Raw genomic sequence first — 21,695 nt, forward strand, 5'->3', positions numbered from 1 at the left:
GGTGACTCTGGGTTCAACCCGCCGTGGCTTCGGCCAGGGCGGCTTCCTGCCGCTCGCGCAGCATCGTGAGGTCGTAGCGGTTGAGCTCGGCCCGATCGGATGGCAGCGGGACGAGCGCCATCGTCAGGCCCGATTTGCGGACCGTGCCGATGCCGAAGGAAGCGCCGCGGACCATCCGCAGGACCGAGCTTTCCAGAATGTCGGTGGCTGCATGCATTCCCATACCGACGATGACTGGGATGCCGTGCCAGACCGAAAAGCGGTCGTGATGGATATGGCCGCTCAGGATCGCGAGGATGTTCCGCCCGACGAGCATCTCGGCCAGGCGCTGCGACTGGTCGAACTCGATAGTGCGCCAATGGGCCCAGTCCGGGGCCTCGCCGAGCGCAGGCGCGTGATGGGCGACGAGCAGCTTCGGCAGCTCCGGGTGGGCGTCGAGCCTTGCTTCAAGCCAGTCGAACTGTTCGGGTTCGATCGTGCCGCCGATTTGGCCGGGCGTGCTGGTGTCCAGAACGATGACGTGCAGCCCGTCGATGACCTGATCATGGTCGTAGGACGCCGTCACCTCGTCGGCACGATCGAGCATGCCCTGATAGAAGCCCTCGCGCGTGTCATGATTGCCGAGCGCGTACAGGACCGGAACGTCCGTCGCCTGCATGAGCCGGGCGAGATGCCTGTAGTCGTCAGTGCTCCCGCGGTTGGTCAGGTCGCCACTGGCGACGATGAAGGCGGGCTTCGGCTCGATGCGGCCGATCATCGCGAGGATCGAGGTGAGCGTCTCGCTCGTATTGCTGAACAGGTGATCGTCCGAGACCGCGGGATCGCCGACATGCAGGTCGGTAATATGGACGAATGTGACGCTTGATTTCATCGGACGCTCCGCGAGTTCGGAGCCCGATAGGTCTGCCAAATGTCACTGGAATGAACGAATTCAAACGCCGTTTGACAATCAGTGCTGACGGAACATCGGCGTGGCGACAGAAACGATATGGCCGAGCAGCGCCTCGGGATCCGACATGTCGATCCGGCCCATGGTGAGGGCTTCTGTCCGCTGCCGATGCCGGATGAGCTGCGATCGGATACCGAGAAGGCAACTGATCCTGAAGCCGATCTCCGCCTCGTCGAGCCATGGCGCGACCTTCAGGAAATGCGAGATGAACAGGCGGTGAGGCTCGACCTCGTCGATCATCGCTCGGTACATCTCCGGCTTCTCCGAACCCAGGTAGTTGGAGATTACATGCCGAAGGACCGGATAAGCGGAATCCGGATCGAGCGCCCAGCGGATCGAGGGGCCGATGATAGCGCGGACCAACGCGTCGGCTGGCACCGGCTCAGGGTGGGCCGCATCAACGGCCTTTTGCAGAAGCGCCAGACGCTCTGCGTTGAGGCGTCGGTAGGTGCGCTCCGCCACCGCAATGAACAACTGTTCGAGGCCGCCGAAATGATAGTTGATTGCAGCCGGATTCGTGCCGGCGCGATCGGCGATCCGACGCGATGAGACTTCGGACGGATGTCTTGCCTGGACGAGCAGGTCCTCGCAGGCATTCAATAGGGCTGCGGCCGTAGCATTTGCTGTCATGCCCATAACCTCGCGATGTGACCTGAGCCACGCATCATTCCGGCAGAGCCGATCTTGGCGACGCCGGCCGAAGGCGCACGTCAGCGCGATGCGGTCAAATGCTTCTCATGGGCGCGCCCCTGGCCCGCTTCGCGAGCGCGTTCCGCACTATCCGGATTGGACGCCCGCGCCAGCAGCGCCTCCTCGCTGTTGCAGCGCCTTGCGCTCGACAGCGCATCATTGATGCCGACGAAGATCAGCCCGTCACCGCAGTAGCGAAGCGCAGGAAACCAACTGGGCAGCCACCGCCCGCGTCTGCCGCCACGCCATGAACTGCGGCAATAATGTACTCTGCACTTTACGGGCCGTTTTCTTTGCCAAGAGCGGAGGCGAGCCACGCTGCGCTCGGACCGCGACAGCCGGGTGGCGCAGGCCTTCGCCGAGCTCGGCTATGCGTTCACCTATGAGCGCTTCGGCATCGAACCCTTCGCCCAGCTTGCCTTGCTTCAGGTCTCGAGCGGCTCCGACGTCGAGCAAGGCGGCGCTGCGGCGCTACGCGTCTTCTCCGGCGACCAGAATCTCGGCTTCACGACATGGGGCCTGCGCGCCGAGGCGCAGCTCGGTACGATGCCGCTCTTCGCCCGGGGTCTGCTCGGCTGGCGCTATGGCTTCGGCGATCTGACGCCGAAGACCGTGACGGCCTTCGTCGCCGGCACGACGTCGGCCGGGGTCTACGCCGCGGCCATCGATCGCAATGCACTGGTCGCCGAAGCCGGGCTCGACTGGCGCACAAACGCCTCGACCACCTTCGGCATCTCCTATGTGGCCGCCGTCGGCGAGCGAACCCGCGACCAGGCCCTCAAGGGACGGCTCGACGTCAGGTTCTGAAGGCGATCACACGCCAGCAGCGACCTGCGGACATGAGGTTCAGGCACGGCAGGCGCCGCGTTCGAGCCTTTGAATGTCCGCTCGGACAACCGCCCAATGGCTGCAATTGGCGCATCCTGACAGGCGTGATGTGCCCCCTCCCCCCGTGTCTTCTGCGTAGGTTACGCAGATTTCCGACCGATCCGTCTATGGTCCGCCTCGAAGCAAGAACGACGCGATGATGGGATCGGCGTCGATGCCCGACGACGAACAAAGAAAGCCAGGCGTTTCCGCCGTGATGCAACGGCTCCCGACCGAGCGCCGGACGATCGAGCAGCTCGCGGCACGCAGCGAGGATTTTTGTGACATGTGCGAGGAACTCGCCGAGGCGGAGCGGGCGCTACTCCTGGCCCAGGCACTTCCCGCCGAGATTCGCGGTGAAAGAACGGCGGAATGGTTTGCCGTGATCGACCGCCTCATCGCCGAAATCGGCGCGGCGCTGAGGACCGTCGACCTCATCCCGATTGGCCGGGCCGACCAGCCGAAGCGCCGCTCATGAGCATGAGAGTTCCACGGCGCCGGGCGCTCCTGCCGTCAGGGGCCGCGAGAAGCCCGGAGAGCCAAAGCGAGGGAGGAAAGACATGTACTACACCGACAACTCGATATTGCCGGAGAACATGGCGCCACTCATCATCACGGCGGCGCCCTATGGCCCGGCATGGCTACCCGGCGACGCGAGCGATATCGCCCTGACCTGGGACGAACAAGTCCAGATCGCAGTCGACTGCTACAGGGCCGGCGCCACGATGCTGCACTTCCACGTCCGGAACCCGGCCACCGGCATGGGGTCGACGAACTTCGACGATTACAATTACCTGCTGAAGCGGGTGAAGGAAGCCGTGCCCGACATGATCATCCAGGTCGGCGGCTCGATCTCGTTCTCGCCGCACACGGCCGACGCCAAGGCGAAATGGCTCGACTACGATACCCGCCACATGCTCGCCGAGCTGGATCCCAAGCCGGAGTTCGTGACGGTGACGACCGGCACCACGCTCTGGGACATCGCTTCGATGTTCTCCAAGGAAGACATCAAGGGGACGCATATGGACGACCCCAAGGTGCTGGCGGCCTGGGCCGGCATGGTGGTGGATTCGACCCCCGAATTCTACGTCGAACACCTCAAGCGCCTTCGGAAGAACGGCATCCAGCCTTACTTCGTCCCCGCCCATGTCCACCAATGGGAACTCATCGAGCGGGTCATCCGGGCTGGCGTCTATATGGGGCCGTTGAACATCGCGCTCTGTGCCTATGGCGGCGGAACGCTGGGCCGGAATCCGTTCGATCTGATGCACTTCCTGCAACGCCTGCCGCAGGGGTCGGTCAATACCTTCTGGTCGAGCATGCGTGGCCTTATCTCCATCTCGGCGATGTCCATCGTGCTCGGCCAGCATGTGCGGGTCGGCAACGAAGACAATCTCTGGGGCGCCGATCGCACCCGCAAGACCACGGTGGAGCAAATTCAAGGCGCGGTGCGTCTGTGCAAGGAGTTCGGCCGCAAGGTTGCGACCGCCGAAGAGGCGCGCCGGATCATGAAGGTCGGGACCTGGTACGACAGCGTTGAAGAGACGCTGCGCAAGAACGACATGCCGCCCAGTCCGACTGACTTCAATCCGGGCTTCCTGACCTGGCCGACCGATGGAAAGGTCAAGCCGGCTGTCCTGGGCGGTGACTCGCATCCGATCGCCGCGTGCATGATCGCACCGGCGCCCGTCCTGGCCGCACAGGCAAAGCTGAAGATGGCATCGGCATAACCGATCGCGCTTCATGCGCTTTGATGGGGGCCTGCGCTCCGGCGCAGGCCGATCCTTCCAAAACGAGCTCGGGAGCGGGATCGTGACTGGCCAGTTGACCCACTTCGAAATCTATGGCGACGAGCCGGAGCAGCTCGCCAGATTCTACAGCGCCCTTTTCGGTTGGCGAATGGAGCGCGTGGAAGGCCTGGACTATTGGCGCATGCACCTCGACCCGACCGACGCAGACACGGTCGGCGGCGGCCTGACCTACAGGCCGCAGGCCGACCCGAAGGGTTGGCTGCAATTCGTGCATGTCGAGTCGATCGACGATTCCATCATCCTCGCCGAGCGAATGGGGGCCAAAGTCATGCGGCCCAAGACGGCAGTTCCGCGAACAGCATGGGTTGCCGTTCTCGCCGATCCGTCGGGGAACATGTTCGCGGTCTGGCAGCCCGATGCCACGGCCTTCCCGATGCCGGAACCGGACTAGCGGAGACCAGACATGCAACAGCTCCAGGACAGCCGTTCGCTCGGGCCGTGGGAGCGCGATGCCCTCGCTCAATTCGAGGCATGGGATCCAGGCTGGGCGCTTGCCTGCCGGGCGATGAGCACCAACCCCTGGGACGGCGCAGTCCTTCCGCGCCGTTTCGTCGAGTTGATTGCCGTTGGGATCACTGCCGCCTGCACCAATCTCGACAAGGAAGGCACGCGCCGCCACGTCGGCGCGGCCCTCGATGCGGGCGCGACACGGGCCGAACTCCTGACGGTCATCAAGATGGCGACCGTGATGTCCATTCATTCCTGCAGCCTTGGTGCGCCGATCCTCCTCGATGAAATGAAGGCGTCGGGACAGTGTTCGGCGGCGAGGGCTCCGGTCGAGACGCCCGCATGCGATAGGATTAAGGCCATCGGCCAGTGGAATGAGGCGTGGAATCCCTTCTTCGAGCTCGATCCGCAATGGACCGAGCAGTTCATGGCGACGGGCGCCGGAATCTACGGTAGCGGAATTTTCAGTGCGAAGGAGATGGAGCTTCTCAGCATCGCATTCGATGCATCTTTCACCCACATGTACGCGCCAGGGACGCGTCGGCACATCAAGGCCGCCTTGGCGCTGGGGGCGACAGCCGCGGACATCATGGAGGTCCTGAAGTCGTGCACCGCACTGGGGGTGCAGGCCTGCAACCTCGCCATTCCGATACTGGCCGAGGAACTGGCGAAGCGCTCGGGGAGCTCAAGCGGAGACTCAGGCGATGACGAAGTCTGACCCGGGGGAGCGAGGCGTCGCCGACATCGCAGTCAACGCGACTGCGCCGACGGATGGTGCGCGCAACCTTCAGACGCGCGTCCTCGACGAGGCAAGGCGGTTCGCCGTGCTGTTTCTGTATCTGTGGATATTGTTCGGGCTATTCGTGCTGAACGAGCGGATCATTCTTCGCGAACACGGCATCGGCTTTGCGTCTCAAGGTTTCGCGGTATTGAACGCGTTCATCCTCGCGAAGGTCATGCTTGTCCTGGAGGATCTCAATTTGAGCAGGTGGCTCGATCGGCGGCCGCTGATCTGTCCGATCCTGTACGAAGCCTTCCTGTTCTCGATTCTGTTCGTCGTCTTCCACGTTCTCGAAGAGATGCTGATCGGCCTGTTCAAGGGCGAATCCGCAACCACCAGCGTTCCAGCGATCGGCGGCGGCGGCCTATCCGGCGTCCTGTGCGTCGCCGTGATCCTGTTCTTCGCCCTCATCCCGCACTTCGCATTCCAGAATCTCAGTCGCGCGCTCGGTCCGGCGCACATGAAAGCGCTGCTGTTCAGGACGGTCGTTCGGGATACGGCGGAATCGTAGCGCTGCAGTCAGTCCAATTTCCTCTTGCCCTCGCCCGGCGACGCGATGCCGGCCTTGCGCAAGGACTGCAGGAACCGATCGACGTCCTCCGGGCGGACGACGCGCAGCGCCACCTCGGATCGAAGATTGGCGACGAGTTGAGGCGCATGGGCCTCGAGCCAGGCCCGCTCGCGCGCGGCCTCGATGGTTTGACCGGCCTCGCCGTACACCGCTGCGGCGATCAAGTGATAATTGGGGTTCTCCGGCGCAGGCGTCTTCGTGATCCACATCACAGCCTCGCGCAGGTCCCCCTTGAAGTAGCTGCAGAGCGCCAGGCCGGATTCGTAATAGGCGAGCGGCCCGGGATTGCGCTCGCGAGCCTCGTTCATGAGATCGCAGCCGCGCGGCCAATGGCCGGCCAAGGCGAGGCGGTAGCCATATTCGCCGACAAGCTCGGTATCGTTGGGGTTCAGCCCAAGGGCCTGCTCGCCGATCTTGAGAGCGGTCTCGACCTCGCCGTGGAAATACAAGGCAAACATCTGGGCCTGAAGTGCGCGAATGTTTTCCGGGTCGAGTTCCACCGCACGACGCGCGGCTTCGAGCGCCCTGTCGATCGAAGCCGGCGACGATTGCGGGTCGATTGGATAGCGAAAGCGGATCTCGTCGATATAGGCTTGCGAGAGGAGCGCCCAGGCGGTCGCATAGTCCGGAAAGCGCCGCACCGCGTCCTCGAGGCATTTGCGGACCGATGGATGCTTCTTGCCGTCGAGGCTGACGCGATAGGCGTAGTAGGACAGCGTGCAGGCATAGGCCTGCCAATCGTCCGGAGCGTTCTGAAGTCGCTGCGATGCGTCGGCTCGATGATCACCCCATAGGGCTGCCCTAGCGGCGTCACGACTTGCCGGGCGATGTCGGTCACGGTTTCGATGAGCTTCGAAGCCTGCAGATCGCCGGTGTAGCTGTTCGCCCAGATCACCGTGTTGTCGACACGGTTGAGGACACGGGCACGAAGCCGGAACTCGTTGTCGGTGACGTTGATGTCCCCCGCGAGAACGTAGCGCGGATCGGAGGCAGAAGAGCGTGCAGCGGAGGCGCCTTGATCATCGCGTGGATCACCGGCCACCGTCACGATGTCTTTGAACTTTGCGATCTGCCCGATGATCTCCTGCGTCAGCCCGCGCGCGATCGCTTGCGAGTTACCCGTATTGGTCAGGTCGTCGAAAGGTCTCACCAGCAGCCGAGGCAGCGCCGGAGCCTGCTGACGATCGCTTCCGATCCGATTCACGGTCGGCCAGGACAGTGTGGCAAGTGCCAACAGGCAAGCGGCGGCGATAGGAACCGCACGCCACCGGCGCGCCGGGCTGGCGACCCGGACGGGACGCATCGGCGATGGCCGCATGTCGAATTTGGGGACGTAGCTGCCTTTCGGGATCGAGATGACGATCTCGTCGGAAATGCCGGCGGTGACATAGTAGAGATTGAGTGCGCGCCGAAGATGCCCCGCCTCGATGCGGACGACCGGGTCGGAATGCGCGTCGAATGAGGCATCCCGCCCGAAGACCTCGGTCGCGATCGCATACGCCTTGATGCGGTCGGCACGGCCTGCGATTTCCTCCTCGACGACATAGCCGAGAAATCGCCGCGACCGTTCCGTAGCATCGAAGTCCGGGCTGTTCACGATGCGATGAAGCTGAGTCCTGACGCTTTCGGCTGTGAGGGTACTCGTGACCGCCCTTTCGAACGATGCGCCCGCGGTCGAAGCAACCGGCGAGGAACCCAGGATGCTCAGCTCTCGCATGATGTTCCTCCTCCGAGGACACACGCTCGAATATCGAATTGCCGACTGCAAACTATGGGATTTTCGGTCGGACGTACAAGCCGACGGAGATTCGAGCCTGAGCCCCGCTGCGGCCGTGTATCAGGCGATCGCGAAACGAGTGCCTTCGCGATCGTCGCTTCGGCGATCAGGCCGCCACCGAGCACGGCGAGGACCAGCGGGGCGACCTTGGCCGGCTCCTTGCGAACCCGTTCGGTCGCCCGATGGAAAAGCCCGACGAAGCGTTCCGCGACCTCCGCGCGGCTCTTGTTCAGAGCGCCGGAGGCAGCAACGACGACGCCGGGAATATTTGGGCACATGTCCGGCGAGTTGACGATGCACCTGGTGCGCGGATCGCAGACCAGATGTGATGGATTGTCTCAAGCTGGATACGAAGGACCGTGCCGGCAGATTGAAATTCGTGATCGCGTCGGAAAGCTGCATGATCTACGCTGACCGAACATGACCCCGCGCCTGCTACAGACTTTCCTTGCCGTCGCGCGCTGCAGGACGGCGACGCGAGCGTCTGGCGAACTCAACCTCGCTCAGTCCAGCGTGAGCGACCAGGTCCAGGCTCTCGAGGATGAACTGGGCGTCCGCCTGTTCCTGCGCTCCAGACAGGGTTTCCGGCTAACGGCAGCCGGTGAGGCGCTGGTCCCTTACGCCCAGGGCATTCTGGCCACAACAGACGACGCGCTAGCGGCAGTTAAGAGCGCAAGCCTTTTCGGCGATCAATCGGTTACCATCGGAGCGCTCGAAACCGTGGCAAGGGAGGTTTTGCCCGCACTGCTCACGGATCTGCGACAACACCAGCCCGAACTTCGAATGCGCGTCGAGGTGGCGGGCAGTGATCATCTCCTGCAGCGCCTTCTCGACGGCTCGAACGACATCGCCTTTTGCTTTCGCAAGGGTGCTCTAGATGAACGTCTGGCTCGGCGGGAATTTGCGCAAGAGCCGCTGGTCATGATCGGGCAGCCGGCAGCCCCGGGCGCCGTCGTGCGCCCGTTGACACCGGATGCCCTCGCAGCCCAGCCGTACATTGCGACCGATCCCGGCTGCGTGTACCGGCATCTGTTCGATCAGGCCTGGTGCAGGGCCGGCTTCACCCCGCCCAGGCCTGTCGCCGAGGTCGGCAGCATCGAGGCCATCGTGCGGCTGGTCGCGGCCGGCAGCGGCTATGCCCTTGTACCCCGGATCGCGACCCGGGAAGCGCTGGAACGCGGTGTCGTCGCCGCGATCCCATCTCCCGGATTCGAGCTTTCGGCGACGCTTGACATGGTATGGCGCCGCCGGCGCGTTCAACCGCCCGGCCTCAGGTTTCTCCTGGCCTCGACAGGGCGAACGCGACGTTCTCTCACACGAGGCGATGACCACCTTCGACGTGAAGAACCGTGCCTGTCGTAAAGCCATTGCCGATGAGGAAGGCCATGGCGTCGGCGATATCGTCCGGCTGACCGACTCGACCGACCGGCAGGCGTTCTGCCATTCCAGCGAGAACCTCCGCCTTTCGTTCGCCTGCCACCGCCTGCCATATCGGCGTATCGACCCAGCCCGGCGATACCGCATTCACGCGGATCGGAGCCAGTTCGACGGCCAAAGCCCGGACGAGCCCTTCGAGTGCCGCGTTGATGGTTGCGACCACCGTTCCCCTTACCATCGGCCGGTAGGCTGCGATGCCGGAGGTGAAGGTCAGCGATCCTCCGGGAGAGAGCTTTGGACTTCCGTATTTGGCGAGAAGGATGGGGCCGATGATCTTGCTGTCGATGGCGCGCCGGACTGCATCCAGGTCCAGCGCCGGAAGCCTTTCGTAAGCGCCCGTAAAATCCGCTGCCGTGCAGACGACGTGGTCGAACGGCTCGCCATGCGCGAACAGCGCCTGCATTCCTGCTTCCGAGGTGATGTCGGCTACCCGTATTTCGAGCTTTGCCGAGGCCCCGAGGTCATCCTGCGCACGCCGAAGCCGGGAAGCGTCCCTGCCAACGATCGTCACATGGTCGCCGGCTGCTGACAGCCGCCGCGCGAGGGCGAAGCCCATGCCGGAGCTACCTCCGACGATGAGGATGCGGCGCGGGTTCGTTCTCTGCTTGGTCATCTCGGTCTCCATTTTCGATCTGCCCGCCGTTTTCCGGCTTCGCGGGCTGTTTTGAAAACGGAATGATCCGATGATGTTATCGGAGATGCCGATCGAAGATGGGTGATTGCCCGGACCGATGCAGCAGGTCGCGCAGATGGTCGAATAAAGCGGGCAGCCCGCACGCCCTGCGAGTTCATGCGGCACGCGCGCAATCATCGCCGAAGAGGCGGGCGACAGCGAAAATACAATTGTGTCATCAAACATTCATTTGTATGGTCCAAGGCAAAGCCGCTGCCCGGCGCTCGCGCCGGAGACAGACGGTCGCCCGATGAAGTGGCGAATTCTGGAGGGGACATGCAGCGTATCGTGCAGATTTCCGACACCCATCTGAGCCCGACCAAGCGGCATTTCGCCGATAATTGGGCGCCGCTGACGGCGTGGCTGGCCGCCGATGCGCCGGAGCTCGTCATCCATACCGGCGACATCACCGTCGATGGCGCGGATGTCGACGAGGACATGCGCCATTGCCGCGCCCTGCTCGATACGCTGGGCGTGCCGGTGCTCAGCATCCCCGGCAACCATGACGTGGGAGAGGCCCATCATCCGCATCAGCCGGTCAATGACGCACGTCTCGCGCGCTGGCGCAGCCATATCGGCGAGGATTTCTGGGTCCGAGACCTCGAAGGCTGGCGGCTGATCGGCCTTAATTCGATGCTGTTCGGCAGCGACGAGGCCGAAGAGCAAAGGCAGCTTGCCTGGCTCGACCGGCAGATCGCCGAGGCGCAAGGCCGCCGCATCGGCTGGTTCCTGCATCGCCCGCTTTTCATCGAGGCGCCGGACGAGGGCGACAAGGGCTATTGGAGCGTGCCGCCCGAACCGCGCGCCCATCTGCTTGATCTCGTGCGCCGGCATGAGGTCGCCTTCGTCGCCAGCGGCCATCTGCACCGCGCCCATGACTTCACGGTTGCCGGCACGCGCTACATCTGGGGGCCGTCCTCCGGCTTCGTCGTCGGCCCCGAATTGCAGCCGGACATGGCCGGCACGACCACGCTCGGTGCCGTCTCCTACACATTCGACGGCCGGGACTTCTCCGCCGAGATCCGTGAAATCGCCGCGCTGAAGACACTCTGGATCGACGATGTGATCCACGAGGTCTACCCGCCGCGCGCCGCCTGAGACGCCTCCCCGGCCGCCCGCGGGCAGCACGGCAAGCCACGCCAACCAAGACACGCCCAACGACGAGCCCAGAGGGCCACAGAAAGGCGAACGCCATGGCCAAGGTCGCACTCTCCTCGATCGCCAAGTCCTTCGGACCGACGAAGGTTCTGGACGGCGTCGATCTCGACATCGCCGATGGCGAATTCCTGACTCTGGTCGGCCCGTCCGGCTGCGGGAAATCGACGCTGATCCGGATCATCGCCGGGCTTGAACATCACGACCGCGGCAGCGTCGCGATCGGCGGCAATCGCGTCGATCATCTGCGCCCGCATGAGCGGCGCGTCGCCATGGTGTTCCAGTCCTATGCGCTCTATCCGCATATGAGCGTCGGCGCGAACATCGCGCTGCCGCTGACGATGTCGCGGCTCAAGCTTTGGCAGCGCCTGCCGCTGCTGCGGCAGCTCTCCCCCCAGCGCCGCAGCGTGATGCGCGGCATCGAGGCCGATGTCGGTGCGGTCGCCGCGCAGCTCCAGCTCGAACACCTGCTCGCCCGCAAGCCGGCCCAGCTTTCCGGCGGGCAGCGCCAGCGCGTCGCGCTCGGGCGCGCCATGGTGCGCAATCCCGACGTCTTCCTGATGGACGAGCCGCTCTCGAATCTCGACGCCAAGCTGCGCGTCCATATGCGCACCGAGCTGGCCGAGCTGCACAAGCGCCTGGGCGCGACCTTCATCTATGTCACGCACGATCAGGTCGAGGCGATGACGATGTCCGACCGCGTGGCGATGATGGATTCAGGCTCCGTGCTGCAACTCGGCACGCCCTCGCAGCTCTACGAGAAGCCGGCCTCGCTCAAGGTCGCGCAGTTCATTGGCAGCCCGGCGATCAACCTGCTGCCGGCAATGGTCGCGCATGGCGGCCGCCTCGAGCTCTTCGGCCGGCCCTTGGCGCTCGCCGTTCCGCTGGCGCAAGCGCAGGCCGTGACGCTCGGCATCCGCTCCGAGGCGCTCTCGCTGGTCCATGGCGAGCCCGGCAGCAGCGGGCGCGCCTGGTTCTCGGCCCGCCTGCGGCGCAAGGAGAATCTCGGCTCCGAATACATCCTGCATTTCGACCTCGCCGGGCGCGACGCCGCAGGCGTGACGATGCGCGCGACACCGGCCGCCGCGGCCGGCGTCAACGAGGCTGCCGAAGTCACGCTTGGCTTCGACGAGGCCGCAGCCCACGTCTTCGCCGCCGATGGCGAGCGTATCGAGCCGCGCGGCCAGGGCGCTGCCACCGGCTCCGTCGTGCCGCTGAGGGCCTGAGCATGACGCTCGCCCTCGCATCCCCAACCGATTTTGCCCCCGTCGCGCGCCGCCGGCTCTGGATCGAGCGTGTCACCGGGCTCGGTTTTGCCCTGCCGGCCTTCATCCTGCTCCTGCTGACGATCCTGCTGCCGCTCGCCGTCCTGCTCTGGCTCAGCCTGACCAACTACGAGTTCGGCGGCGTCGACATTGACTGGGTCGGCCTCGCCAATTTCCAGAAGGCGCTGGCCGATCCGATCATCCGGCGCTCGCTCGTCAACACGCTGCTCTATGTCGCGATCGTCGTGCCCGGCGGCGTGTTCGGCGCGCTGCTGATCGCGGTGCTCGTGCATCGGCGTGGGCGCACGCGTTCCTTCTACGAAGTGGTCTATTTCCTGCCCGTGACCTCGACGCTGATCGCCATGGCGACGGTCTGGCAGTTCCTGCTCCATCCCTCGCTCGGTCCGGTCAACGGCCTGCTGAAATGGCTGGGCATCGGCCCTATAGCCTTCCTCAGCGAGCCTTCGACCGCGTTGGCAACGCTGGCCGTCATCGGCATCTGGCAGCTCATCGGCTTCAACATGATCCTGTTTCTCGCCGGGCTCACCGCGATCCCGCGCGATCTCTACGAAGCTGCCGATATCGACGGCTGCTCCAGCGGCATCGACCGCTTCCTGACCATCACCTGGCCGCTGCTCGGGCCAACGACGATGTTCGTGCTGGTCACCACGATGATCACGGCCTTCAAGATCTTCGATACAGTGGCGGTGATGACACGCGGAGGCCCTGTCGGCTCCACCGAGGTGCTGCTCTACAACATCTATCTCGAGGGTTTTCAGTACTTTCACACCGGCTATGCCGCGGCGCTGACCTTCATCTTCCTCGCCTTCATCCTCGTCTTCTCGGCCGTGCAGACCTTCGCCCTCGACAAGAAGGTGCACTATTGATGACCGATCTCGCGCTCCCCGCCGCCTCGGTCACGCCCGTCCATTCGGTGCTGCGCCGCTTCCTCTCGCTCGCGCTGATCCATGCCGTCTTGATCGCCGGGGCGGTCTTCATGCTGGCACCCTTCATCTGGATGCTCGTGACCTCGATCAAGCCGCCGGCCGAGATCTTCAGCGCCGAGATCTCGCTCTGGCCGAAGCAGTTCTACGGCCTGCAGAACTACGGTTTCGCGCTGGAGAAAGCACCGCTGCTGCGCTTTGCGCTGAATGGTTTCATCCTCTGCGGCGGCATCCTGATCGTCCAGCTGCTCGTCGCCATACCCTGCGCCTATGCGCTGGCGAAGCTGAACTTCCCCGGCCGCAACGCCCTCTTCGTGCTGGTTCTGCTCGGCCTGTGCATCCCCGTGCAGGTGCCGGCGATGCCGCTCTACATCGCACTCGCTCAGCTCGGGCTGCTCAACACCTATTTCTCGATGATGGTGCCGTTCTTCCTCTCGGTCTTCGCCATCTTCCTGTTCCGCCAGTTCTTCCGCAGCTTTCCCGACGACATCATCAACGCCGCCCGGCTCGACGGCATGAGCGAGTTCGAGATCGTCTGGCGGATCGTCACGCCGAGCGCCTGGCCGGCCATCGCCGCCTTCTCGGTCTTCTCGGCGGTGGCGCACTGGAACGACCTTTACTGGCCGCTGATCGTCATCTCCGACGCCAAGCTCGCGCCGCCACCGCTGGGCATGATGTTCTTCGCCGATGCCGAGACCGGATCGAACTATGGGGCGCTGACGGCCGCCGCGACGATCCTCACGGCGCCGCTCGTCATCGCATTCCTCGTCGCAAGGCGCCGGTTCATCGACGGCATCACCATGACCGGGGTGAAGTAGCCGGCTGCCGAGCCGCCCGCCCCCCAAGAGTTCAGGCCTGAAGCAACGCAACCCCTGACAGCCCCCGCTGTCCTGCCAAGGAGATCACCCATGAAACCTCTCGGCAAAGTCCTTGCCGCGGCGGCATTGACCCTTCTCGCCTCGACGGCGGCCAGGGCCGAGCAAGTCACGCTCGACGTGCTCTACGCTTTCCCCGCTTTCGCCAAGTTTCACGAGCCGATCGCCGCGGAATTCATGAAGAAGCACCCGGACATCAAGATCAATTTCCGCGCGCCGGCAGCGAGCTATGACGAAGGCCATCAGGCGATGCTGCGCCAGTCCGTCACCAACCAGTTGCCGGACGTCTACTATTCCGGCTTCCATCTACTGACCGAGTTCGTCGAAACCCTCGACAAGCGCAAGCAGCTCGTCGATCTCGGCCCTCTGCTGAAGGCCGAGCCGGAGGCCTGGCGCAAGGCCAACTATTCCGACGCCCTGCTCTCGCTCGGTCAGGTTGCCGGCAAGCAGGCGGGCCTTGCCTTCAACGCCTCGACGCCGCTGATGTATTTCAACGCCGAGCTGGTGAAGAAGGCCGGCGGCGACCCCGACAAGATGCCGGACAACTGGGCCGACACCGTCGCGCTCGCCAAGAAGATCCGCAACGGCGACACCGCCGGCATGGCCTACAACATCCATGACTGGCCGGATGACTGGCTCTGGCGCGGCGTGATCCTCCAGGGCGGCCATTCCATGCTGTCCGCAGACGGCAAGAAGGTCGCCTTCGGCGGCGAGGTTGGCGAGAAGACGCTGTCGCTGCTGCGCAGCTTCGTCACCGAAGGCGGCATGCCGCTGATCGACTGGGACCAGTCGCGCCAGCAGTTCATCGCCGGCAAGATCGGGATCTTCTTCGACACGCCCGCCCGCCTGCGCCAGGTCACCGACCTGATCGGCGACCGCTTCACACTGAAGACCGCCCTCTTCCCGGTCGACGACAAGGCCAAGGGCAGGCTGCCGACCGGCGGCAACGCCGCGCTGATCACCGCCAAGGACGCCGCCAAGCAGAAGGCGGCCTGGGAGTTCATCAAGTTCGTCACCGGGCCGGAGGCCCAGAAGATCGTCGTCGAGACCGCCGGCTACATGCCCACCAATCTGCACGCCGGCGAGGATGCCTTCCTCGGCCCGTTCTACAAGGAGAACGCCAATTTCCGCACGATCAACGGCCAGGTCTCCCGCGCCGCGCCGTGGGAAGGCTATCCGGGCGGCAACTCGGTGCGCATCTGGCGCCAGCAGCGCGAGGTCGTCGCCGGCGTGATGCGCGGCGAGATCCAGCCCAAGGCCGGCATCGAGCGCATCGTCTCCGAGACCGAAACCCTGATGAAGTAATCGGCCGCGCTGCGCCGCCCGCCCCTCGCCGCCCGGTCCTGTCATGACCGGGCGGTTTCCCTTTTCCCGACCGCCGGACGTTTCCCGATGATCATTGCCCAGCTCAGCGACTTCCATGCCCGCCCTGATGGCAACCCCGCCTATGGCATTGTCGAGACCAACCCGGCGATCGAACGGGCTGTGGACGAGATCCTGAGGCTGGAGCCGCGGCCCGACTGCGTGCTGGTCACCGGGGATCTCTCCGATTGCGGCCTGCCCGAGGAATACGGCATCGTCCGCGCGGCGCTCCGCCGCCTGCCGATGCCGGTCTACGTCATCCCCGGCAATCATGACCGCCGCGACACCTTCGCCGCGGAATTGCGTCCCGCTCACTCATACCTGCCGCCAGCGGGCTTCCTGCATTACATCATCGATGATTTTCCCGTGCGGCTGATCGGGCTCGACACCGTCGTCGCGGGCGAGGACGGCGGCGAGATCTGCGCCGCGCGCGAGGCCTGGCTCGCCGAGCAGCTCGCAGAGGGACAGGGCAAGCCGACGGTGATCTTCATGCACCATCCACCCTTCTCAGTCGGCGTCGACGGCATGGACATCATGCCGTGCAAGGTCTCGCCGGGCTTCGCCAAGCTGATCGCCGAGCATCCCGAGATCGAGCGCGTGCTCTGCGGCCATTACCACCGGCCGATCCAACTGCGCTTCGCCGGCACCATCGGCTATGTCGTGCCGGGCACCGCCCATCAGGTCGCGCTCGATCTCAGGCCCGGCACGGAAAACAAATTCGTGATGGAGCCGCCGGCGCTGGCCCTCCATGTCTGGAAGCCCGGCCTCGGCCTGGTCAGCCATCTCCAGCCGATCGGCGACTATGGTCCGCGCCGGGATTTCGTGCTCGATCCCGCCTATCCCGGAAAGCCGCAAACGGTGCCTGCCCCATGACCGAACCACGCCTTCTCGCTCTACTCGGCCAGGCCGATGCTCTCGCCCGCCGGGCCGGCGAGGTTCTCGTGCAGATGCAGGGCGCCGAGCTCGGCGTCACCCGCAAGGAATTGAATGACGTGGTCACGGCGGCCGACCTCGCCTCAGAGCGTCTCGTCATCGACGGCCTGCGCGCGCTGACGCCGGAGGCGGCGATCCTCTCCGAAGAGGCCGGCTTCTCCGGTTCGGAACAGGCGCCGCGCTGGATCATCGACCCGCTCGATGGCACGGTGAACTACGCGTCCGGCCTGCCCTGGTTTTCGGTCACCATGGCCTATCAGGAGCAGGGCCGCACGGTCCTCGGCCTGACCCATGCGCCGCTCGCCGGGCTCTCCGCGTGCTTCACTGAGGGCGGCATCGCGACGGTCGACGGCCGGCCGGCGCGCGTTTCCACCACGAAGCGCCTCAGCGACGCCACCGTCTCGATCTGCCTGACCTCGCATTACACTGCCGAGGAAGCGAGCCGGACGGCCGACGTCATCCGCCGCCTCGCCGGCCTGTGCCGGGGCGTGCGGGTCATCGTCTCCGGCGGGTTGGAAATGTCGCTGGTCGCAGCCGGCCGGCTCGACGCCTTCATCGGCCTCAAGGCCGACATCGTCTCGCATGCTGCTGCGATGCCGCTGGTGCGGGCGGCGGGTGGCCGGGTAACGACGGTCGAGAACCAGGATTCGCGCGACGAAGATCTGGAGAAGATCGTCACCAACGGCCTGATTCACGCCGAACTGCTGCAGGCAATCCGTAGCGCCTGACACCTCGGCTGTCAGGCGGACGCCGGGCCTTCCAACACGGCAGCCGCCGCATCCTCATCCGTGATCAGCACCGAGGCCAGCTTCCCGCGCAACGTGGCGGCGATAACTTCGGCCTTGTTTGTCCCGCCTGACGCCAGGATCACGGTCGGTATCCGGCGCAGGGCTTCGAGCGGCAGGGCGATGGCCCGGCGGTTGATGGGATGCGCGACAGCCTGGCCGCTGCGATCGATGAACTGACCGAGCATGTCGCCGACGGCGCCAGCTTCCGCCAGTTCCGCGACCCGGACATCGCCCGGTAGCCCGTAGCGCACCAGCAATGATCGCGCGCTGAGATCGCCGGCGCTGAGGATCGCAACATCGGTCGCTCGGATCCGGGCGAAGGCCGCCTCGAACACGTCCTGCGCCAAGATGATGTCGCGCGATTGCGGGGCCCCAGCGTAGATCGGCGCCGCCAGATAATGGCATTGCGCCTGCCAAAGCCGGGCGAAATGGCTGGCGATCTCGAAGGTGTTGATCTCGATGCCATAGGTCAGCCCGCCCATCATCGAGGTCACCGCGAGATCGCGATATTGCCCGGGACGGACATGCCGGATGGTTTCCCTGAGGGTTCCGCCCCAGCCGACGCCGAAGATGCCGGTGGGCTTCTCCTCGATGACCCGCGAGACGAACTCTCCGGCGGCCTTGCCGATCTGCATTGCGATCTGGCCGGGATCGGCGGGGCTGGGCACGACGATCGCGTCTGTCAGGCCGAATTCCGCCATCAGCGCGCGTTCAAGCCGGACGCAGCTTTCCAGCCGGGAGTTGATGGTGATGTTGACGAGCCCGCTGCTGCGCGCCTCGACCAGGAGCCGGTTGACGCGCAGGCGGGTCATCTTCAGTCGGTCCGCGATTTCCGCCTGGGTCAGCCCTTCCATGTAATAGAGCCACGCGGCTCGAACTTGCGTCTGCGGTTCCTCCGGCATGGCGGTGTCCTGATGCGATGGGAGCCGCCTATGAAGCGGTCGACAATGGTAGGCGAGGTCTTCGAAGCTGGCTTACATCGCTTTCGCAAGCGCCGACAATGCTGAGGGCCCGGGCGGTATCACGCTTGACGCAAACCAATGTAAATCACAAAATACATTTGCATAAGATTATCCGCATAGCGAGTGGCGACCACCCATGTCCCGTGCCGTCTTCCTTCACGCCGCAGGCGATGCGCGTGTCGCGCCGTTCAACCTCCGCGAGGGAGCGCCGGGCGAAACCCTGCTCGACGTGGCGGCGGTCGGCCTCTGCGGCAGCGACCTGCACTACTACAAGGATGGCGGCATCGGTTCGGCTGTGATTGCGACGCCCTTCGTCCCCGGCCATGAATTCAGCGGCTGGCTGACCGAGGATGTGCCGGAACTCGGCCTGCCGCGCGGCGCCCTGGTGGCCGTCGATCCCAACCAGGCCTGCGGCCATTGCGAGCATTGCCGGAGTGGGCATCCCAATCTCTGTCCCGACGTCGTCTTCATCGGGGCCCCGCCGCATGACGGGGCGATGACGGAACGGATCTGGGTGCCGAAATCGCAGATCGTCGCGGTTCCCGAGGCCTTCTCGCCGAGCGATGCGGTGATGCTCGAGCCGCTCGGCGTCGCGATCCATGCGGTGGATCTTGCCAAGCCGCGTCTATTGGAACGCGTGGCGCTGATCGGCTGTGGCCCGATCGGCCTCCTGATCCTGCAGGTGCTGCGCACGGCCGGGGTCGGCGAGATCCTTGCCTGTGATCCGCAGCCGCACCGCCGCGAGCTGGCGCTCAAGCTCGGCGCGAGCAGGGCTGGCGCCAGCGTCGCCGACATCGCCGAATGGACGAAGGGGGAAGGCCTGCCGCTGGTCATCGAGGCGACCAATGCGCCCGAGGGCTTTCGCGACGCGATCCGCGCCGCCCGCATCGGCGGTCGCGTCGTCCTGGTCGGCATTCCCGACGGCGACAGCTATGTGATCCCCGCCGCAGAAGCGCGCAGGCGCGGTCTCAACATCAAATTCTCGCGCCGGATGGGGCATGTCTATCCGCGGGCGATCGAACTGGTGGCGCTCGGCAAGGTCGATGTCGATGCCGTTGTCAGCCATCGCTTCCCCCTCGCCGAGGGGCCTGCCGCGTTTCGCCGCCACGCCGCCAACGAGGCTGGTATGGTGAAGAGCATGATCTATCCGGGCCGCTTGCCTGAAGAACATCGCTGAACCGCAGGCCTTGTTGTGACCTTCATCGGCGTCGATCTCGGAACGTCTTCCGTCAAGGCAGTGCTGGTCGATGACCGGCAGCACGTGCTCGCCACGGCGACGCGAGAGTTTGCCGTCGCTCGCCCCTTCCCGCTCTGGTCGGAGCAGAATCCCGCGGACTGGATCGCCGCGACGCTGGATACGCTGCGCAGCCTGAAGGGCGCTGCTCCCGAAGCCTTCCGCCGCTGCGCCGGCATCGGCCTCTCCGGACAGATGCACGGCGCGGTTCTGCTGGATAAGCATGATGAGCCACTGCGCCCATGCATGCTTTGGAACGATGGTCGCGCCTCGGCGGAATGCGCGGAGCTCGAAGCGAGCGAGCCTGATTCCCGCGTCATCACCGGCAATATCGCCATGCCCGGCTTCACCGCGCCCAAGCTTCTATGGGTGCGCAGGCACGAGCCCGACATCTTCCGGCGAACCCGCCGGATTCTCTTGCCGAAGGCCTATCTGCGGCTCGCGCTGACCGGTGAAGCGATCGAGGACATGTCCGATGCGTCCGGAACGCTCTGGCTCGATGTCGGCCGCCGCGACTGGTCGGACCGGATGCTGGCCGCGACCGAGCTCGATTGCAGCTTCATGCCTGAGCTTGTCGAAGGGTCGCAGCCGGCGGGCCGCATGCGGGCAGAGCTCAGCCGGGAGCTGGGCTTCAACGCGCCGCCCCGCTTCGCCGGGGGCGGCGGTGACAACGCCGCCGGAGCTGTCGGCCTGGGCGCCGTGGAACCCGGCAGCTGCTTCCTGTCCCTTGGCACCTCCGGCGTCTTGTGGCGCACGACGGCCGGTTTCGAACCCCGCACCGGCAGCACCGTCCATGCCTTCTGCCATGCCTTGCCGGAGCGCTGGCATCAGATGTCAGTCCATCTCTCGGCTGCCGCCAGCCTGAGCTGGTGGGCGTCGATCTCCGGGCGAACAGAGGCGGCGCTGCTGCAGGAACTCGGCCCGCAGTTGCAGCGCCCGGCACCGATGCTCTTCACGCCCTATCTGTCGGGAGAACGCACACCGCACAACGACCCGCAGATGCGCGGCAGCTTCATCGGCCTCGGCCACGAGACTGATCGCACGGCGATGACCCAGGCCGTGCTGGAGGGCGTCGCCTTTGCCTTCAAGGATGGCAAGGAGGCACTGGAAGCTGAAGCCTCGCCAATCGAGGAAGCCATGGTGATCGGAGGCGGGGCACGTTCGGATACCTGGCTGTCTATCCTCTCTGACGTGCTGAACCTGCCGCTCAAGCGCTACCACAAGGCCGAGACCGGCGCCGTCTTCGGGGCTGCGCGCCTGGCCCGCCTGGCCTGCACCGGCGAAAGCCCGGAAGCGATCTGTACGCGGCCGTCTGGCGAAGCCGCTATCTTCACGCCGCACCCCAGGAGGGCTGCGGCCTATGCCGAGCGCTACGCGGTCTGGCGGCGCGCCGTGGAGGTCAACCGCACGCTGCGCTAACGGGGGAGAGTTTGACAGGCGGTCGGGCGAATGCTCTTCATGTGAGCATTCGTTCGAACTGACTGTTGCCCGATGCCCCCTCCGCTCCCGCCCTTCGACCTTGTCATCCTCGACTGCGACGGCGTACTCGTCGACAGCGAAACCATCAGTTGCCGAACCCTCGTCGATATTCTCTCGCCCTTCGACTCGCGCTATGATTTGGAGATGGTCATGCGCCGCTATCTCGGGCGGCCGGCCAGCGCCGTTGTCGAGGATTACGAGAGAATGACCGGCCGCCCGGCCTCGGCTGACTTCACGCGGAACTGGCGGGCGCAGCTTTTCGCAGCCTTCAGGAGCGATCTCCAGCCTGTCGATGGCGTCCGCGACGCGGTCGCAGCCTTCGGCGGCGACTATTGCGTGGCTTCGTCGAGCGATGAGGAACGCATCGAGATCTGCCTGCGCCAGACCGGGCTCTGGGACCTGTTCGAGGGACGGATCTTCAGCACGACGCGCGTGCGGCGCGGCAAGCCGGCACCGGACCTCTTTCTTCTTGCCGCGAGCGAGCGCGGCGTCGCGCCGGAGCGCTGCCTGGTGATCGAGGACAGCGTCAGCGGCGTGACCGCGGCGAAAGCGGCGGGGATGACCGCCTATGGCCTCGCTGCCGGCAGCCATTTCGCCGTGCTGGATCAGCGCCAGGCACTTCTGGCAGCTGGAGCCGATCGCCTTTTCGAATCCTGGCGGGAGCTCGCGCTCGCGCCGGCGCCTCACTGAGAACG

The 21,695-nt window shown here is 65.2% G+C and carries 23 protein-coding genes; 17 read left to right on the top strand and 6 right to left on the bottom strand.

From position 1 onward, the window contains the following. Positions 1-13: 13 nt before the first annotated feature. Positions 14-871, bottom strand: coding sequence for a metallophosphoesterase (locus AC1DDA_RS09790; RefSeq protein ID WP_476795596.1), 858 nt, complete (start codon positions 869-871; stop codon positions 14-16). Positions 872-949: 78 nt separating this feature from the next. After that, complete coding sequence (locus tag AC1DDA_RS09795) at positions 950-1,579, bottom strand: TetR/AcrR family transcriptional regulator (protein ID WP_476795597.1); 630 nt, start codon at positions 1,577-1,579, stop codon at positions 950-952. Positions 1,580-1,957: 378 nt separating this feature from the next. Here AC1DDA_RS09795 and AC1DDA_RS09800 point away from each other — a divergent pair, with 378 nt between their 5' ends. The 6 genes from AC1DDA_RS09800 (at position 1,958) to AC1DDA_RS09825 (ending at position 6,056) form a co-directional block, all read left to right on the top strand. Further along, positions 1,958-2,446, top strand: coding sequence for an autotransporter outer membrane beta-barrel domain-containing protein (locus AC1DDA_RS09800; RefSeq protein WP_476795662.1), 489 nt, complete (start codon positions 1,958-1,960; stop codon positions 2,444-2,446). A 235-nt stretch (positions 2,447-2,681) separates the two neighbouring features. Continuing rightward, a complete protein-coding gene (locus AC1DDA_RS09805; protein WP_476795598.1) occupies positions 2,682-2,984 on the top strand; it encodes a hypothetical protein in 303 nt (100 codons plus the stop codon). A gap of 82 nt (positions 2,985-3,066) precedes the next feature. After that, positions 3,067-4,236 carry a beta-keto acid cleavage family enzyme gene (locus AC1DDA_RS09810; protein WP_476795599.1) on the top strand — a complete coding sequence of 390 codons (1,170 nt, stop codon included), beginning with the start codon at positions 3,067-3,069 and terminating at the stop codon, positions 4,234-4,236. Between the two features lie 82 nt (positions 4,237-4,318). Further along, on the top strand, positions 4,319-4,708 hold the full coding sequence (locus AC1DDA_RS09815; RefSeq protein ID WP_441512783.1) for a VOC family protein: 390 nt from the start codon (positions 4,319-4,321) through the stop codon (positions 4,706-4,708). 12 nt (positions 4,709-4,720) lie between these two features. Next, positions 4,721-5,482, top strand: coding sequence for a carboxymuconolactone decarboxylase family protein (locus tag AC1DDA_RS09820; protein ID WP_476795600.1), 762 nt, complete (start codon positions 4,721-4,723; stop codon positions 5,480-5,482). After that, entirely contained in the window at positions 5,469-6,056 is a 588-nt protein-coding gene (locus AC1DDA_RS09825; RefSeq protein WP_476795601.1) for a hypothetical protein, read from the top strand. Before AC1DDA_RS09820 ends, AC1DDA_RS09825 begins: the two co-directional genes overlap by 14 nt. Positions 6,057-6,064: 8 nt before the next feature. Here AC1DDA_RS09825 and AC1DDA_RS09830 read toward each other — a convergent pair whose 3' ends face one another. Beyond that, a complete protein-coding gene (locus AC1DDA_RS09830; RefSeq protein ID WP_476795602.1) occupies positions 6,065-6,616 on the bottom strand; it encodes a tetratricopeptide repeat protein in 552 nt (183 codons plus the stop codon). Continuing rightward, a complete protein-coding gene (locus AC1DDA_RS09835) occupies positions 6,505-7,833 on the bottom strand; it encodes a hypothetical protein (RefSeq protein WP_476795603.1) in 1,329 nt (442 codons plus the stop codon). Before AC1DDA_RS09835 ends, AC1DDA_RS09830 begins: the two co-directional genes overlap by 112 nt. 480 nt (positions 7,834-8,313) lie before the next feature. Between AC1DDA_RS09835 and AC1DDA_RS09840 the strand changes: the two genes are divergently transcribed. After that, the gene (locus tag AC1DDA_RS09840; RefSeq protein ID WP_476795604.1) at positions 8,314-9,255 is read left to right on the top strand and encodes a LysR family transcriptional regulator; all 942 of its coding nucleotides are present in this window, start codon (positions 8,314-8,316) and stop codon (positions 9,253-9,255) included. Here AC1DDA_RS09840 and AC1DDA_RS09845 read toward each other — a convergent pair. Further along, positions 9,206-9,943, bottom strand: coding sequence for an SDR family oxidoreductase (locus tag AC1DDA_RS09845; protein WP_476795663.1), 738 nt, complete (start codon positions 9,941-9,943; stop codon positions 9,206-9,208). The genes AC1DDA_RS09840 and AC1DDA_RS09845 overlap by 50 nt on opposite strands. Positions 9,944-10,279: 336 nt before the next feature. Between AC1DDA_RS09845 and AC1DDA_RS09850 the strand changes: the two genes are divergently transcribed. The 7 genes from AC1DDA_RS09850 to AC1DDA_RS09880 all read left to right on the top strand — a co-directional run bounded on the left by AC1DDA_RS09850 (position 10,280) and on the right by AC1DDA_RS09880 (position 17,265). Next, entirely contained in the window at positions 10,280-11,101 is an 822-nt protein-coding gene (locus AC1DDA_RS09850) for a metallophosphoesterase family protein (protein ID WP_476795605.1), read from the top strand. A gap of 95 nt (positions 11,102-11,196) precedes the next feature. After that, on the top strand, positions 11,197-12,384 hold the full coding sequence (locus AC1DDA_RS09855; RefSeq protein ID WP_476795606.1) for an ABC transporter ATP-binding protein: 1,188 nt from the start codon (positions 11,197-11,199) through the stop codon (positions 12,382-12,384). A gap of 2 nt (positions 12,385-12,386) precedes the next feature. After that, positions 12,387-13,310, top strand: a complete 924-nt coding sequence (locus AC1DDA_RS09860) for a carbohydrate ABC transporter permease (RefSeq protein WP_476795607.1) — start codon at positions 12,387-12,389, stop codon at positions 13,308-13,310. After that, positions 13,310-14,185 carry a carbohydrate ABC transporter permease gene (locus AC1DDA_RS09865; RefSeq protein ID WP_476778707.1) on the top strand — a complete coding sequence of 292 codons (876 nt, stop codon included), beginning with the start codon at positions 13,310-13,312 and terminating at the stop codon, positions 14,183-14,185. The genes AC1DDA_RS09860 and AC1DDA_RS09865 overlap by 1 nt, the downstream gene beginning before the upstream one ends. Positions 14,186-14,275: 90 nt before the next feature. Further along, on the top strand, positions 14,276-15,547 hold the full coding sequence (locus AC1DDA_RS09870; RefSeq protein ID WP_476795608.1) for an extracellular solute-binding protein: 1,272 nt from the start codon (positions 14,276-14,278) through the stop codon (positions 15,545-15,547). A gap of 87 nt (positions 15,548-15,634) precedes the next feature. Beyond that, a complete protein-coding gene (locus AC1DDA_RS09875; RefSeq protein WP_476795609.1) occupies positions 15,635-16,477 on the top strand; it encodes a phosphodiesterase in 843 nt (280 codons plus the stop codon). Continuing rightward, complete coding sequence (locus AC1DDA_RS09880) at positions 16,474-17,265, top strand: inositol monophosphatase family protein (RefSeq protein ID WP_476795610.1); 792 nt, start codon at positions 16,474-16,476, stop codon at positions 17,263-17,265. The genes AC1DDA_RS09875 and AC1DDA_RS09880 overlap by 4 nt, the downstream gene beginning before the upstream one ends. Positions 17,266-17,276: 11 nt before the next feature. On the opposite strand, the gene AC1DDA_RS09885 is transcribed toward AC1DDA_RS09880, so the two are convergent. Beyond that, complete coding sequence (locus AC1DDA_RS09885) at positions 17,277-18,227, bottom strand: sugar-binding transcriptional regulator (protein WP_476795611.1); 951 nt, start codon at positions 18,225-18,227, stop codon at positions 17,277-17,279. A gap of 196 nt (positions 18,228-18,423) precedes the next feature. Here AC1DDA_RS09885 and AC1DDA_RS09890 point away from each other — a divergent pair, with 196 nt between their 5' ends. The 3 genes from AC1DDA_RS09890 (at position 18,424) to AC1DDA_RS09900 (ending at position 21,690) form a co-directional block, all read left to right on the top strand. After that, on the top strand, positions 18,424-19,464 hold the full coding sequence (locus tag AC1DDA_RS09890) for a zinc-dependent alcohol dehydrogenase (RefSeq protein ID WP_476795612.1): 1,041 nt from the start codon (positions 18,424-18,426) through the stop codon (positions 19,462-19,464). 15 nt (positions 19,465-19,479) lie between these two features. After that, positions 19,480-20,940, top strand: a complete 1,461-nt coding sequence (xylB, locus tag AC1DDA_RS09895; protein WP_476795613.1) for a xylulokinase — start codon at positions 19,480-19,482, stop codon at positions 20,938-20,940. A 72-nt stretch (positions 20,941-21,012) separates the two neighbouring features. Beyond that, positions 21,013-21,690: an HAD family hydrolase gene (locus AC1DDA_RS09900; protein WP_476778714.1), complete on the top strand. Its 678-nt coding sequence runs from the start codon at positions 21,013-21,015 to the stop codon at positions 21,688-21,690. Positions 21,691-21,695 lie beyond the last annotated feature (5 nt).

Source organism: Allobosea sp. 10N428 (assembly GCF_056394545.1).

Excerpts from the sequence above, each read along its gene's own strand:
- AC1DDA_RS09840 (WP_476795604.1), top strand. The coding sequence starts at position 8,314 with ATGACCCCGCGCCTGCTACAGACTTTCCTTGCCGTCGCGCGCTGCAGG.
- AC1DDA_RS09890 (WP_476795612.1), top strand. The coding sequence starts at position 18,424 with ATGTCCCGTGCCGTCTTCCTTCACGCCGCAGGCGATGCGCGTGTCGCG.
- AC1DDA_RS09795 (WP_476795597.1), bottom strand. The coding sequence starts at position 1,579 with ATGACAGCAAATGCTACGGCCGCAGCCCTATTGAATGCCTGCGAGGAC.
- AC1DDA_RS09825 (WP_476795601.1), top strand. The coding sequence starts at position 5,469 with ATGACGAAGTCTGACCCGGGGGAGCGAGGCGTCGCCGACATCGCAGTC.
- AC1DDA_RS09845 (WP_476795663.1), bottom strand. The coding sequence starts at position 9,943 with ATGACCAAGCAGAGAACGAACCCGCGCCGCATCCTCATCGTCGGAGGT.
- AC1DDA_RS09850 (WP_476795605.1), top strand. The coding sequence starts at position 10,280 with ATGCAGCGTATCGTGCAGATTTCCGACACCCATCTGAGCCCGACCAAG.
- AC1DDA_RS09870 (WP_476795608.1), top strand. The coding sequence starts at position 14,276 with ATGAAACCTCTCGGCAAAGTCCTTGCCGCGGCGGCATTGACCCTTCTC.
- AC1DDA_RS09835 (WP_476795603.1), bottom strand. The coding sequence starts at position 7,833 with ATGCGAGAGCTGAGCATCCTGGGTTCCTCGCCGGTTGCTTCGACCGCG.
- AC1DDA_RS09810 (WP_476795599.1), top strand. The coding sequence starts at position 3,067 with ATGTACTACACCGACAACTCGATATTGCCGGAGAACATGGCGCCACTC.
- AC1DDA_RS09820 (WP_476795600.1), top strand. The coding sequence starts at position 4,721 with ATGCAACAGCTCCAGGACAGCCGTTCGCTCGGGCCGTGGGAGCGCGAT.
- AC1DDA_RS09805 (WP_476795598.1), top strand. The coding sequence starts at position 2,682 with ATGCCCGACGACGAACAAAGAAAGCCAGGCGTTTCCGCCGTGATGCAA.
- AC1DDA_RS09860 (WP_476795607.1), top strand. The coding sequence starts at position 12,387 with ATGACGCTCGCCCTCGCATCCCCAACCGATTTTGCCCCCGTCGCGCGC.
- AC1DDA_RS09875 (WP_476795609.1), top strand. The coding sequence starts at position 15,635 with ATGATCATTGCCCAGCTCAGCGACTTCCATGCCCGCCCTGATGGCAAC.
- AC1DDA_RS09855 (WP_476795606.1), top strand. The coding sequence starts at position 11,197 with ATGGCCAAGGTCGCACTCTCCTCGATCGCCAAGTCCTTCGGACCGACG.
- AC1DDA_RS09880 (WP_476795610.1), top strand. The coding sequence starts at position 16,474 with ATGACCGAACCACGCCTTCTCGCTCTACTCGGCCAGGCCGATGCTCTC.
- AC1DDA_RS09865 (WP_476778707.1), top strand. The coding sequence starts at position 13,310 with ATGACCGATCTCGCGCTCCCCGCCGCCTCGGTCACGCCCGTCCATTCG.
- AC1DDA_RS09885 (WP_476795611.1), bottom strand. The coding sequence starts at position 18,227 with ATGCCGGAGGAACCGCAGACGCAAGTTCGAGCCGCGTGGCTCTATTAC.
- AC1DDA_RS09900 (WP_476778714.1), top strand. The coding sequence starts at position 21,013 with ATGCCCCCTCCGCTCCCGCCCTTCGACCTTGTCATCCTCGACTGCGAC.
- AC1DDA_RS09790 (WP_476795596.1), bottom strand. The coding sequence starts at position 871 with ATGAAATCAAGCGTCACATTCGTCCATATTACCGACCTGCATGTCGGC.